Below are 11,904 nucleotides of genomic sequence, written 5' to 3' on the forward strand. Positions count from 1 at the left end.
GAATTGACGTTTTTTCTCTATATTCATCAACATGGAACGAGGTGGCTGCATTTATATCCTTACCAATTTTCAAAAAACTACCTTATATATTGGGGTTACCTCCGATTTAAGGAGCCGCATCTATGAGCATCAAAACAAAATTTATCCTAAATCCTTCAGTGCAAAATACAATTTAACACACTGTATTTATTACGAAGTTTTTTCTTCAATAGAAGAAGCAATTGATCGTGAAAAGCAATTAAAAAAGTGGAATCGAAGGAAAAAGGAAACTTTAATCAATGATTTCAATCCAAACTGGAATGACCTTACAGACATTATTAACGAATGGGACTAATAGCTAATCATCATTTAAATACGCAAAACAATATCCGTCATTTCGAGCGGAGCACAGCGGAGTCGAGAAATCTAACTAGCAAGTAGTAAGCGCCATTAAACCTATCTTGAAAAGATTTCTCCACTACGGTCGAAATGACGATCTTCTATCTTGAGCACCCGCCCATTCCGTACCCGTCATTTCGAGCAGAGCGCAGCGGAGTCGAGAAATCTAATTAAAGCACCAGTTGATAAACCGATCCTTTTTCTCCGGCTAAAATTACGCTTTTGCCTTTTTTGGCTTTTTGCACTGCATTAAAACTTTTATCCGAAATGTGTTTCCAGTTTTGACCACCATCAGTAGAAATATCTGTTCCTGAGGTGCCGGTTGCAATTAAGGTTTTGGCATTGATATAAGTTACCGCCGACCGGAAACCTAATACAGGTGCTGCAGGCTTTTGCCAGGTTTTGCCACCGTCGCTGGTCAGCAACACATTATTTGAATTTTCTTTATCTTTTAAATAATTACCACCAACTACTACACCTGTTTTTTCGTTAAAAAAATCAATTGAAAAAGGTCCGGTGCTGTTTTCGCCCTGTAAAATCGGGCATTTAAAAACTTGCCAGCTTTGTCCATAATCTGGCGAAAAATAAATATTGGAAACCGTTCCACCTGTAGCTACCCAGGTTTTGCCGCCCAGCAGGGTTTTAATCGTTGTACCACTAGCAGCAAAACCAGCCTCACCCTTTGCCAAAGGAAGTTTTAAATTCGCTGAAACATCCTGCCAGGTTTTCCCGGCATCAGTTGTTTTGAGCAAAGGCATTTTATCGTTAATGGGATCGCCGAAAATGATACCTTTACTTTTATCCCAAAAGCCCAAACCATCTAAAAATATGGCCGAATCTACATTCTTATAATTTTCGGTCCAGGTTTCGCCGCCGTCAACCGTTTTTAAAATATAGGCCGGCGATGCAATGCCAACGATAATGGCCTGCCGGTCATCAAAAGCTTCAATATCCCTGAAATCGATCTTTTCGTACCCTTTGGGTTTTAACCATTTCCAGGTTGCGCCACCATCTGTAGTTTTACCTACCGAACCATTGCTTCCGCTTACCCAAATTACCTGATCAGAAACCACACTTAAACCCCTCAAACTCGTTTTGGCACTTTCGTTCAATGGTTTTATCGAATACGATTGTGCAGCGCAAAAAAAAGGTGCCATTAGCAGGCACCATAAAATTTTCTTCATGTATAAATTATTTAACCCTTCTAAATGTTTCAGAGCGACCTAAAAGTGAAATACCCACATAGCCTCTAACGTTTAACACATCGGTACTTTTTAAGCTTAAGTTACAGCTGTATGTTTTTCCGCTTTTCGGATCGTAGATGGTACCATCTGTCCATTTACTACCATCGTAAACAAAATCTTTTAAGATTTCGAGGTTTAACAAGGCACGTTTTTGCAGGTTTTCATCCGGGTTCTTGGCATCTAATTTCGGTTTACCGTTTAGGTTGGGCTCCTTCATCCAGGCCAGTTTGCCAAAGTATTTATCTCCTTTTTTATAAATCTCTATCTGTCCCTCTCCTGACGGATTAAGCCATTTGCCCAAAATTGCATCTTTATTTTGCGCAAGAGCAGAAAATGAAACTGCTAAAAACAGCAGCATTAAAAATGGTAACTTTCTCATCTTTTATTTATAGTTAGTGTGTTAAAGATAATCATTTGACCTTACAGGCACTACTAAATAAAGCTAAAAAGTATAAGAAAGTTTTACAAGCCTTGAAATTTACTTAGCAACAATCGGCAAATATTTTTGACGATAGGCATAAAACAAGAAAAGATTAAAGAGTAACATTACACCAACCATCGGCAAATCTTTAGGTCCCAGAAATGCGTGATAGAGGAAAATGTTCAAGGTAACCGGAAAGATAATGATCGCTGCCAAAGGCGCTGTTCTTCCGATAAGCAAGAGTAAACCTCCAATCAGTTCGGTAACTTTAAGTAGCGGAAAAAGATACACCGAAGCCATCAGGCCACTCATAAAGGTAGTTTGTGCCGGAGTCATTTCAGGTGCTTTAGGCATCAGATGAAGGAAATAACTTACCGAAGCGAATAAATACATGGCGGCTAGAAGCACGCGTACAACAATAACTGCAATTTTCATAGTGATTTAATTTTAGTTTCTTTATTTAAAAATAATAAAAGCTATTAGGTTGATGGTTAATAGCTAATAGTCAATAGCTATAATCAATATCCTGAATATTTTAATTGGTATATAGGTAAAGGCTGATAGTTAATTGCTGGATCCTCCTGCAGCACCATGTCGCCGGTAGAATAACAAAGCGGTAAAGAAGGGTTAATGGCTACAGACCATCGACTATAAACCATTAACCAACTTTAAAACCTATTTCTGCCCGTAATCGTGGTTTACCATCCACTGAATTCCGAACTTATCGGTGGCCATGCCAAAAAGTGCACCCCAGAACATTTTTTGTAGTTCAAGGGTTACGGTACCACCGGCTGAAAGGCCGCTAAAAAGCTGATGTGCTTCTTCTTCGGTTGCTGCATCAACTGAAATGGAAATACCAGTACCAAAAGTAGATGCCGGCATCGGATCGGTAACATCAGTACCCATAAGCACGTTACCTCCAATTGGCAATGCGATATGCATTATTTTTTCCTGATCGCCTACAGCCATTCCCTCGCATCCGGGCGAATCTTTAAAGCGTTGCACTACTGCAAACTCTCCACCGAAAACAGATTTATAAAAGTTAAATGCTTCTTCGGTGTTACCATTAAAATTTAAATACGTGTTAATTGATGCCATGTTTTGTTGTTGTTAATCCCTCCCGGGAAGTTTAATTATGATTTGGTTTATTATTTAATGTTATTGTTCAGCCTTAAACTTGGTAAGTGTAATGTCCATCCAGGATGCCCAGCATTTACCATCAAAGCGTTCCCACTGCCCCTCAATGGTATTGGTTTTAAAATTACCTTTAAACCTTTCGTTATCGCCGAATATAAGAATGATATCGTCGATTATTTTCAGGGTAGCTATCGAAATAATCCCATCATTACCAAAAGATTGAGATCTGAAAACATCATCCATATCATCGTAATGCGTAATTTCTAACGATCTGATTTCTTTCCCGTTAAACTTCACATCCACTTTATGCGTTAAAAAGAAACCACCATCCACCCATTCATAACAATCGGTACCGCTAATTACCTCCCCGCTTTTGGTCAGTCCTTCGGTTTGCCATTTACCAATATATGGATTTAACAGATCAAGCTTTTTATTTCTCATAAATTTAGTTAAAATCGGCAGTATCTAACTTACTATAAATATTTTTTAACTGCCGGGTGTGCCGCTGAGTATGATAAATAATAAAATAAACAGCTTCTAAACGGGTTAAAAAGCCATAAACGGGCAGCTCAAACGCTGTGCAGGTCTTAGTGAGATCGAGCGTTGTAATCACCTCAGCAACATGATTACGGATCTGCTTTAGTTTGGCCAGTAATTCGGCTCTGTCGTATTCTTTATTTTCGGGGTAAATAAATTCCGGAGAATCAAATTTGACATTGAAATTCAAAAAATCGTTTTTTATGCTTTCTACCATAATATCAGCAGGCTTATTGGTTTCGGTAGTTGGCCCGTTAATTACCTCTACAAAACCACCATTGGCCATAATCAGGTGACTGGCCAGTTGCCCAGCAGTCCAGCTGCCAGCAAAAGGTACTTCATTAACTTGTTTTGCACTAAAATTTGAAAACAGATTTTCCAATGCAGATAAAGTTCCTTCTGCTTCTTTAAATACCTTTTCCATATTACATGTAGTTCATTCCCGGATAATTTAACAGCCTTCGCCATAAAGCAATTTGTCCGATACAATTGGCTTCGCGGTAGGTATTAAAACTAATCATTTCATAAAGTGTTATTTCCATACCGGGCATTTCGAATTTTTCATCAAGCTTTTCATCCGTAGCCTGGGCCAGAGCATCCTGTAACAAGGGCGAAATTTGTTTCCAGTCTGTCTTAAAATCGGCCAAAGCCGGATAAACTGCATCATCAATAATCCCTTTATGATCGGCAAAGAGTTCGCCAGTGGCTGATTTCAAATCAATACCGAACGATTTAGCCAGAAAATAACGGCCATCTACCACACTACCGGTTATCCAGGCCAGGTGGTTAGCCTTCGTATCTAATCTCTTTTGAGCATCTTTTTCATCAATCCCTTCTAAAGCCCTTAATAAAAAATCGGTTTGCATTTCGTACAACACCATCAGGCCATACATTCTGCTGCTAATAGGTTTTGTTTTCATGTTATTGTAATTAGGTTGATTATGAACATAAAGTTAGGGCTTTATTTAAGCACCGACCCTTGCCGTAAAAGTCAATATTGAGGGGCATTTCAGACATTTTTTTATATCTTGTACGCAGAACCTAAATTTAACCAGATGATACAAGTTGGTGTATTAATACCCAAAAACTTCAGATTACTGAGTATAGCTGCCATTTTGGATGTTTTTGATACTGTAAATGGCTTTTATAGAAACGATAATATTGAAACACCTTTTGCCATTCGTTTAATTACACTGGATGACAAAAATTACAACTTTAGCGAGCATCCATCAACTTCAATACATGATACACCAATACTGGATCTGATTTTAATTCCATCTTTTGCTACCAGCGATATTGGGGCCAGCATTGCAGCAAACAAACATTTTCTGCCCTGGTTAAATGCACAGCACCATGCAGGTGCCGAAATTGCCACATTTTGCACAGGCGCATTTTTGCTGGCAGCATCGGGTTTACTTAACGGCAAAGCGGCTACCACCCATATTGATGCCTGCACAGCATTCGCCGCTGCGTTTCCACTGGTACATTTAAAGGCCGATAAAACGGTAACGCAAGATGGTAAACTGTTTACCAGTGGCGGGGCAACTTCTACCTTCCACCTGTTGTTGCACCTGTTACAAATTCATTGCGGAAAAGAAATGGCCATTAAAGTAGCCAAAATTTTTGCTATCGATATGGATCGGGTAAATCAATTGTATTTCAGTACATTTCAGCCTATACGTCACCATAACGACGATATTGTAGCTTCGGCACAGGAGAAAATAGAAAACAATTACCAGGACGTGGCCACCATCGAGGAAATGATCAAAGATATTCCATCAAGCAGAAGAAACATTGTGCGCCGGTTTAAACAGGTAATTGGCATTACCCCTATCGAATACCTGCAACAAACACGCATAGAAGCGGCCAAAAAATTGCTCGAGCAAACGGCACAGCAAATGACCGAGGTGATTTATAATTCAGGCTATAACGATCCTAAAGCTTTTAGAAAAGTGTTCAGAAAATCGGTTGGTATGACGCCTACGCAATACAGGGAAAAGTTTCAAACTAGGTAAATTTTTATATTCCTATAGAAAAGATTAATACCGAAAAAAAACTAATTAAATAGTTTTCAACACAACCATTAATTATGTTGATATTTTTTTTCAAACAAATGCGAAATGCTGCAAAATTTAAGATAACTTAATATTATTATTACAATAACCAAACAACAATTGATATGAGCACATTCCTTTTAATTACTGCCGCATTTTATATTATTTCCTTTGGATTAATGTTTTATTGCTATTTCTCCGCTGAACAGATTCCCAGCGATGATGAAAAATTTTAATCAATTCCTTTACTTTTAGTCGTCAAATTAACCTCTCATTAATACCTAAAATAGATCAGGTATTTAATTGCAAACATTCTGCCTTCATTGTTATCAATAAATATTTATTTATTTGCTATCCACTTAATTAAGTAAGGGGTAGCTCCTGTATACCATAAAACTGTTGCAATTAAAAATATAGCAATCAAAATCCACAAAATAGGCCATCCTTCAAATTTGTGTTTTGAACCTGGGATATAAGGCTCATCAAGATTATGATGATCATTATCTATCCTATTATCCTTTTTAATCGGTTTCGGATTAGAATTATTACTCATAAAATATTCAGTTAGAAGAACAAAATTAATCTATAAACCAAGAAATCAAAAATAAGTTTAGGATTAAAATGATTTAATGCTAAAAAACCTGAAATCTTAATTCTTGTCGTTTAATTTCGTGTAATTACAAGTAAAACACATTTATCTGTGTTAACTTTAAACAAAATTTAATTTTGAAATTTACTGTTTAGAAAAAGCCTGCTGGTATTTTAGTGGCGATTTTCCCGTAATTTCCCTGAAATATTTATGAAAACTGGTAAAATTGTAAAAACCACAATCGTAGCAGATTTCCTTTACCGTTAAATCATTTTCGATCAGCAATTTACAGGCCTGCCCCACCCTGATTTCGTTAAGGAACTGGGTATAGGTTTTCCTGCTTTTGGTTTTAAAGAATTTACAAAAAGAATTCGGGCTAATCTTGGCTACAGCTGCAATTTCTTTCAGCTCAATTTTCTTTTTGTAGTTGCTGATGGTATAATTGTAAATAGATTGGATCCGGTCTTTTTCGTTTTCTAAAAAGTTTGGTTTAAAACCAAGCGAAACCAATATATTCTTTTCGCTGCAATTGGCAATTACGGTAAGTACCTCCAGTAGCCTGATGATCCGCATGGTACCCGTGGCTTCGATAATCTGGGGCATTAAAGTCGCAATTTTATCTTTAGCCGCCCCTTCCAGTTTAATGCCCTGCTTGGCCTGGGCAAAAATTCGTTTTATTTCCTGGTTCTCGGGAAGGTTAAGAAAATCTTTACCTAAAAATTCTTCTTTAAAATGCACGGCATATACATCAACCGGCTCTCCATCGGTAGTTTCGAAAAACTCCGGGTCAAAGCGCCAGTAATGTGGCAGGTTACTGCCCAGCAAAACAACATCGCCATCATTAAAATTTTTAATGCTGTCGCCAATAAATTGTGTTCCCCGCCCCTTTTTAATATAAATTAACTCTAAGGCAGCATGATAATGCCACAGGTTGTTTACGTCTGGCATAATATCCCTTCGGGCACTAAAAGAATCTACCGAATTAGTAGATACATTAAGTAAATGCGGTTTCATAGAATCTTAAAAAATCAATCTAATATGCAGTAATATTTCGCAATGTATAAATTTTAGCCAATATCATTTAATAATTGGATGATAAAGTTAAATTTTTATTAACGCTTTAGGACTTAATTTGTAAAGTTTCAACTCAACAAACATACCTATGAAGGTGGAATTATTAATTCCTTGCTATACCGACCAGCTGTACCCCAAAGTAGCCTTTGCTATCTTATTACAACTGGAAAAAACAGGCTTAGCTATCCATTTTCCAGTAATCAAACTTGTTGCATGGAACGCATTTTAGCACGCACTGAGCAAGAAGTTTAACTATCTTTATTTCAGTTCAAACCAGATAACCAATATAAAACCAAATATGAGCCACAGCACAACAACGAATTTCACCACATCCGATGCGGCAAAGAGCGGCAAAGGATATCTTTTCCCGCTAATTTTAGTCACCAGCCTCTTCTTTTTCTGGGGCTTTGTGCACAATCTCGATCCGGTATTGATTCCGCACCTGCGCAAAGCTTTTCAGCTCAGCGTTTTCGAATCCACACTGGTCGATTCGTCGGTTTTTATCGCCTACTTTTTGCTGGCACTGCCGGCAGGTTACATTATGCGGAAATACGGCTATAAAAGTGGTATTATTTTAGGGCTGATATTATTTGCTATTGGTTGCTTATTGTTTATCCCGGCGGCCAATACAGCCAAATATGTCTTTTTTCTGGGGGCGCTTTTTATTATTGCCTGCGGATTAACTTTTTTAGAAACTGCCGCAAACCCTTATGTTACCGTATTGGGCCCTCCTGAAACGGCTACGCAGCGTTTAAATTTCTCGCAATCTTTTAATGGTTTAGCCGCTTTTTTAGCCCCTATTGTAGGTGGCAAGCTGATTTTTACCGAATCGACCTATACCGATGAGCAGCTGGCTAAAATGCTACCGGCAGCCAAACAAGCTTATGTATTACAGGAAGCATCGACTGTAAAGGCTCCCTATTTAATTTTAGGCATCCTCATTATTGTGGTAGCTATTCTCTTTATTTTCACCAAACTACCTGACATTAAAGAAGAAGAACATGTTGATGAAAAAAGCACTTTCGGCCACGTATTGGGTCACAGTCATTTGCGCTGGGCAGTTATCGGGCAGTTTTTTTATGTAGGTGCCCAGGTTTGTGTGTTAAGCTTGTTTATCAGTTTCATCACCTCATCTGCCGGGCTCACCCAGGAGCAAGCCGCATGGTATTCTGGTGCAGCAGGCCTTGCGTTTATGCTGGGCAGGTTTGCCGGCACTTTTTTCATGAAATTTGTGGCTCCACATAAACTGTTAATGCTTTATGCCTTAATCAGCGCTGTATTAACCCTTGTCTCTATTTTTGCAACGGGTATGATTACCGTTTACGCCCTAATTGGGGTTGCCTTCTTCATGTCGATTATGTTTCCAACCATCTTCTCATTGGGTATTGCCGGCTTAGGTAAAGACACCAAACTGGGCTCTTCACTTATTGTAATGTCGATTGTTGGTGGCGCATTTTTGCCTCCGGTACTCGGATTAATTTCAGATGCCACACACAATATCCAATACGGCTACATTGTACCATTTGTTTGCTTTTTAGTGGTCTTTTATTTCGGTTGGAGAGGATGGAAACCCAATCACGTTGAAAAAGAAGTGGCTTTAACCGCTTAACAGAATAAAAAAAATAATAAATACAATTTATAGATGAAAAAATTAGTCATCAAAATTAACCATGCCGATAACGTGTTAGTTGCCTTGCAGGATTTACCTGAAGGTACTACAATAGCACATGAAGGAAATACCTATGTTACGCAGGAAGAAATTCCGGCAAAACATAAGTTTTTTATGCAGGATATGCATGCAGGTGATGAAGTTATGATGTATGGTGTTTTGGTAGGCAAAGTGCAGTTCGATGTTAAGGCCGGCATGCGCATGAATGTAGAAAACACCAAACATGCTGCCGAACCTTTTGCTTATCGTGATGTAGCTTATAAATGGGAAGCACCTGATGTACAAAAATATGCCGACCGCAAGTTTTATGGCTATCACCGCAAAAACGGTACAGTAGGTACCGCAAACTACTGGTTGTTTATCCCAACAGTATTTTGCGAAAACCGCAATTTAGATATCATCCGCGAATCGCTGTACAGCGAACTGGGTTATGCCGTGGGCGATAAATACAAATCGTACACCCATAAGCTCGTTCAGGCTTTCGAAAACGGCGAGAATATCCACAATATCAGCTTTGAGCCTAAAGCCGACCGAACTACCCGTACCTTTAAAAATGTTGACGGCATTAAATTCCTGACGCACAATGGTGGCTGTGGCGGCACCAGACAGGATTCTGATACTTTAAGCAAATTATTGGCAGCTTATGCCAATCACCCGAATGTGGCTGGCATTACCGTTTTAAGTTTGGGTTGTCAGCATTTACAGGTAGCCGATTTTAAGCGCGATTTGTTAGCGCTTGACCCAAATTTTGACAAGCCCTTACTGATTTTTGAACAACAGAAAACACAAAGTGAAGAACAGCTGATTCAGGATGCCATCAGAAATACCTTTGAAGGCTTGATGTTCATCAATAAACATGAGCGCGAAGCCGCACCTTTAAGCAAATTGTGCGTGGGCGTAAAATGTGGCGGCAGCGATGGTTTCAGTGGTATTTCGGCCAACCCGGCTGTGGGTTATTGCGCCGATTTACTGGTAGCACTTGGCGCTAAAGTATTGTTGGCCGAGTTCCCTGAGCTTTGTGGTGTAGAGCAGGAAATGATCGACAGATCGGTAGATCGCCCTACTGCCGAGAAGTTTATCCGTTTAATGACAGAATACGATGACCTGGCACATAAAGTAGGCTCTGGTTTTTACATGAACCCTTCGCCCGGAAATATTAAAGATGGCTTGATTACTGATGCCATTAAATCGGCCGGAGCCGCGCGTAAAGCTGGTGCTTCGCCGGTGGTAGATGTGCTCGATTATACCGAACCGGCAACCAAAGCAGGCTTAAGTTTGGTTTGTACCCCAGGTAACGATGTAGAAGCCACCACAGGTAAGGCAGCAGCCGGTGCCACATTGATCTTATTTACTACAGGATTGGGTACCCCTACGGGTAATCCGGTTTGCCCAACCATTAAAGTGGCTACCAATGCTGTTTTGGCTAAACGCATGAGCGATATTATAGATATTGATACCGGACCTGTTATCAGCGGCGAAAAAACCATTAACGAAATGGGCGAAGATATTTTAGAATATTGCATTAAAGTAGCCAGTGGGCTTGAAATACCAAAGGCTGTACAACTTAACCAGGACGATTTTATTCCATGGAAAAGAGGCGTTAGCTTGTAAATAATGGAAAATGGAATGAGGTAAGATGGATAATGTTTCAGGTTAGATGTAAAATGGATGATCTGGGAGCTTAACCTTCCATAGTTAAATCGTCATTCCCGCGCAGGCGGGAATCTTAATGCATTTATACTTAGTTATAAACTTACACTCCATCCCCTGTGGTTAAATTAAAAAAATAAAAATATTCCAAAAATGGATTTAAATTTAAAAGGAAAAATAGTTCTGGTAAGTGGTGGTGCAAAAGGTATTGGCGCAGCAATTGTTAAAGCTTTGGCAATCGAAAACGCCTTTCCAATCATCATTGGTCGTAACGAAGCCGATAACCAGCACATGTTGCAGGAAATTAAAGACCTTGGCTTGAGTGGCGACTATTTTACCGCCGAACTTACTTCGCCCCAAAGTTGCAAAAACATTATCGATGCCATATTAGCTAAATACAACCGTATTGATGGCTTGGTTAACAATGCCGGGGTTAATGATGGTGTAGGTCTTGAAAGTGGCACTTACGAAGGCTTTATGGAATCGCTGCACAAAAACGTAGTACATTATTATTTATTGGCACAGCACGTTTTACCTGAGCTTAAAAAAAACAAAGGATCGATTTTAAACATTGGCAGCAAAACGGCCGAAACCGGTCAGGGTGGTACATCGGGTTATGCTGCAGCTAATGGTGCGCGTAATGCACTAACCCGCGAGTGGGCAGTAGAACTGCTGCCTTATGGTATCCGCGTTAACGCCATTATTGTGGCCGAGGCCTGGACCCCACTCTACCAAAAATGGATCAGCTCTTTCGATCAGCCGGAAGAAAAACTGAAGAGCATTACTGATAAAATCCCTTTCGAAAACCGGATGACCACTGTTGAGGAGATTGCCAATACCGCTGTGTTTTTATTGTCAGATAAATCTAGCCATACCACTGGCCAGCTGATACATGTTGATGGTGGCTATGTGCATTTAGACCGGGCGCTGTTGTAAAAGAATAGATGGAATGAGATAATGAAAAGGATTACCTGGATAATGGGTAATCCTTTTTTGTTTGGGAACGTCATCTCGGATTTGTCATCAATAACGGATCCCAAAAGAAATTCGTCATTGCGAGGAGGAACGACGAAGCAATCTTACAACTATAGGTTTACAGCGACCGCATTAAGATTGCTTCGTCGGCTGAAAAAGCCTTCTCGCAATGACGA

The 11,904-nt window shown here is 39.5% G+C and carries 14 protein-coding genes; 5 read left to right on the forward strand and 9 right to left on the reverse strand.

Annotated elements, in window-relative coordinates; genetic code table 11:
* The first annotated feature begins 31 nt into the window (after window positions 1-31).
* Window positions 32-334: a GIY-YIG nuclease family protein gene (locus OC25_RS23550; RefSeq protein WP_039481673.1), complete on the forward strand. Its 303-nt coding sequence runs from the start codon at window positions 32-34 to the stop codon at window positions 332-334.
* A 214-nt stretch (window positions 335-548) separates the two neighbouring features.
* On the opposite strand, the gene OC25_RS23555 is transcribed toward OC25_RS23550, so the two are convergent.
* The 7 genes from OC25_RS23555 to OC25_RS23585 form a co-directional block, all read right to left on the reverse strand.
* A complete protein-coding gene (locus OC25_RS23555) occupies window positions 549-1,562 on the reverse strand; it encodes a WD40/YVTN/BNR-like repeat-containing protein (RefSeq protein WP_039481674.1) in 1,014 nt (337 codons plus the stop codon).
* A gap of 7 nt (window positions 1,563-1,569) precedes the next feature.
* Window positions 1,570-2,001, reverse strand: a complete 432-nt coding sequence (locus tag OC25_RS23560) for a DUF2147 domain-containing protein (protein WP_039481677.1) — start codon at window positions 1,999-2,001, stop codon at window positions 1,570-1,572.
* A 99-nt stretch (window positions 2,002-2,100) separates the two neighbouring features.
* The gene (locus OC25_RS23565; RefSeq protein ID WP_039481679.1) at window positions 2,101-2,478 is read right to left on the reverse strand and encodes a DoxX family membrane protein; all 378 of its coding nucleotides are present in this window, start codon (window positions 2,476-2,478) and stop codon (window positions 2,101-2,103) included.
* Window positions 2,479-2,718: 240 nt separating this feature from the next.
* Window positions 2,719-3,141: a VOC family protein gene (locus tag OC25_RS23570; RefSeq protein WP_039481681.1), complete on the reverse strand. Its 423-nt coding sequence runs from the start codon at window positions 3,139-3,141 to the stop codon at window positions 2,719-2,721.
* Window positions 3,142-3,201: 60 nt separating this feature from the next.
* Window positions 3,202-3,621 carry a hypothetical protein gene (locus OC25_RS23575; RefSeq protein ID WP_039481682.1) on the reverse strand — a complete coding sequence of 140 codons (420 nt, stop codon included), beginning with the start codon at window positions 3,619-3,621 and terminating at the stop codon, window positions 3,202-3,204.
* Between the two features lie 4 nt (window positions 3,622-3,625).
* Window positions 3,626-4,141, reverse strand: a complete 516-nt coding sequence (locus tag OC25_RS23580) for a DinB family protein (RefSeq protein WP_039481684.1) — start codon at window positions 4,139-4,141, stop codon at window positions 3,626-3,628.
* Window position 4,142: 1 nt separating this feature from the next.
* Complete coding sequence (locus OC25_RS23585; protein WP_039481686.1) at window positions 4,143-4,637, reverse strand: DinB family protein; 495 nt, start codon at window positions 4,635-4,637, stop codon at window positions 4,143-4,145.
* 135 nt (window positions 4,638-4,772) lie between these two features.
* Here OC25_RS23585 and OC25_RS23590 point away from each other — a divergent pair, with 135 nt between their 5' ends.
* Entirely contained in the window at window positions 4,773-5,732 is a 960-nt protein-coding gene (locus OC25_RS23590) for a GlxA family transcriptional regulator (RefSeq protein ID WP_039481724.1), read from the forward strand.
* A gap of 379 nt (window positions 5,733-6,111) precedes the next feature.
* On the opposite strand, the gene OC25_RS23595 is transcribed toward OC25_RS23590, so the two are convergent.
* Both OC25_RS23595 and OC25_RS23600 read right to left on the reverse strand, forming a co-directional pair.
* Complete coding sequence (locus OC25_RS23595) at window positions 6,112-6,324, reverse strand: hypothetical protein (protein WP_039481689.1); 213 nt, start codon at window positions 6,322-6,324, stop codon at window positions 6,112-6,114.
* A gap of 180 nt (window positions 6,325-6,504) precedes the next feature.
* Window positions 6,505-7,374, reverse strand: coding sequence for an AraC family transcriptional regulator (locus OC25_RS23600; RefSeq protein ID WP_039481693.1), 870 nt, complete (start codon window positions 7,372-7,374; stop codon window positions 6,505-6,507).
* Between the two features lie 358 nt (window positions 7,375-7,732).
* Here OC25_RS23600 and fucP point away from each other — a divergent pair, with 358 nt between their 5' ends.
* The 3 genes from fucP (at window position 7,733) to OC25_RS23615 (ending at window position 11,689) form a co-directional block, all read left to right on the forward strand.
* On the forward strand, window positions 7,733-9,043 hold the full coding sequence (gene fucP / locus OC25_RS23605; protein WP_052266417.1) for an L-fucose:H+ symporter permease: 1,311 nt from the start codon (window positions 7,733-7,735) through the stop codon (window positions 9,041-9,043).
* Between the two features lie 33 nt (window positions 9,044-9,076).
* Window positions 9,077-10,714: a UxaA family hydrolase gene (locus OC25_RS23610; protein ID WP_039481695.1), complete on the forward strand. Its 1,638-nt coding sequence runs from the start codon at window positions 9,077-9,079 to the stop codon at window positions 10,712-10,714.
* A 192-nt stretch (window positions 10,715-10,906) separates the two neighbouring features.
* Window positions 10,907-11,689, forward strand: a complete 783-nt coding sequence (locus tag OC25_RS23615) for an L-fucose dehydrogenase (protein WP_039481698.1) — start codon at window positions 10,907-10,909, stop codon at window positions 11,687-11,689.
* Window positions 11,690-11,904 lie beyond the last annotated feature (215 nt).

The organism is Pedobacter kyungheensis (genome assembly GCF_000812965.1).
GTDB lineage: Bacteria > Bacteroidota > Bacteroidia > Sphingobacteriales > Sphingobacteriaceae > Pedobacter > Pedobacter kyungheensis.

What these genes read in the sequence shown, in the direction of transcription:
- OC25_RS23590 (WP_039481724.1), top strand. Translation starts at nt 4,773, where the DNA reads ATGATACAAGTTGGTGTATTAATACCCAAAAACTTCAGATTACTGAGT.
- OC25_RS23595 (WP_039481689.1), bottom strand. Translation starts at nt 6,324, where the DNA reads ATGAGTAATAATTCTAATCCGAAACCGATTAAAAAGGATAATAGGATA.
- OC25_RS23610 (WP_039481695.1), top strand. Translation starts at nt 9,077, where the DNA reads ATGAAAAAATTAGTCATCAAAATTAACCATGCCGATAACGTGTTAGTT.
- OC25_RS23575 (WP_039481682.1), bottom strand. Translation starts at nt 3,621, where the DNA reads ATGAGAAATAAAAAGCTTGATCTGTTAAATCCATATATTGGTAAATGG.
- OC25_RS23585 (WP_039481686.1), bottom strand. Translation starts at nt 4,637, where the DNA reads ATGAAAACAAAACCTATTAGCAGCAGAATGTATGGCCTGATGGTGTTG.
- OC25_RS23615 (WP_039481698.1), top strand. Translation starts at nt 10,907, where the DNA reads ATGGATTTAAATTTAAAAGGAAAAATAGTTCTGGTAAGTGGTGGTGCA.
- fucP (WP_052266417.1), top strand. Translation starts at nt 7,733, where the DNA reads ATGAGCCACAGCACAACAACGAATTTCACCACATCCGATGCGGCAAAG.
- OC25_RS23580 (WP_039481684.1), bottom strand. Translation starts at nt 4,141, where the DNA reads ATGGAAAAGGTATTTAAAGAAGCAGAAGGAACTTTATCTGCATTGGAA.
- OC25_RS23560 (WP_039481677.1), bottom strand. Translation starts at nt 2,001, where the DNA reads ATGAGAAAGTTACCATTTTTAATGCTGCTGTTTTTAGCAGTTTCATTT.
- OC25_RS23565 (WP_039481679.1), bottom strand. Translation starts at nt 2,478, where the DNA reads ATGAAAATTGCAGTTATTGTTGTACGCGTGCTTCTAGCCGCCATGTAT.
- OC25_RS23570 (WP_039481681.1), bottom strand. Translation starts at nt 3,141, where the DNA reads ATGGCATCAATTAACACGTATTTAAATTTTAATGGTAACACCGAAGAA.
- OC25_RS23550 (WP_039481673.1), top strand. Translation starts at nt 32, where the DNA reads ATGGAACGAGGTGGCTGCATTTATATCCTTACCAATTTTCAAAAAACT.
- OC25_RS23600 (WP_039481693.1), bottom strand. Translation starts at nt 7,374, where the DNA reads ATGAAACCGCATTTACTTAATGTATCTACTAATTCGGTAGATTCTTTT.
- OC25_RS23555 (WP_039481674.1), bottom strand. Translation starts at nt 1,562, where the DNA reads ATGAAGAAAATTTTATGGTGCCTGCTAATGGCACCTTTTTTTTGCGCT.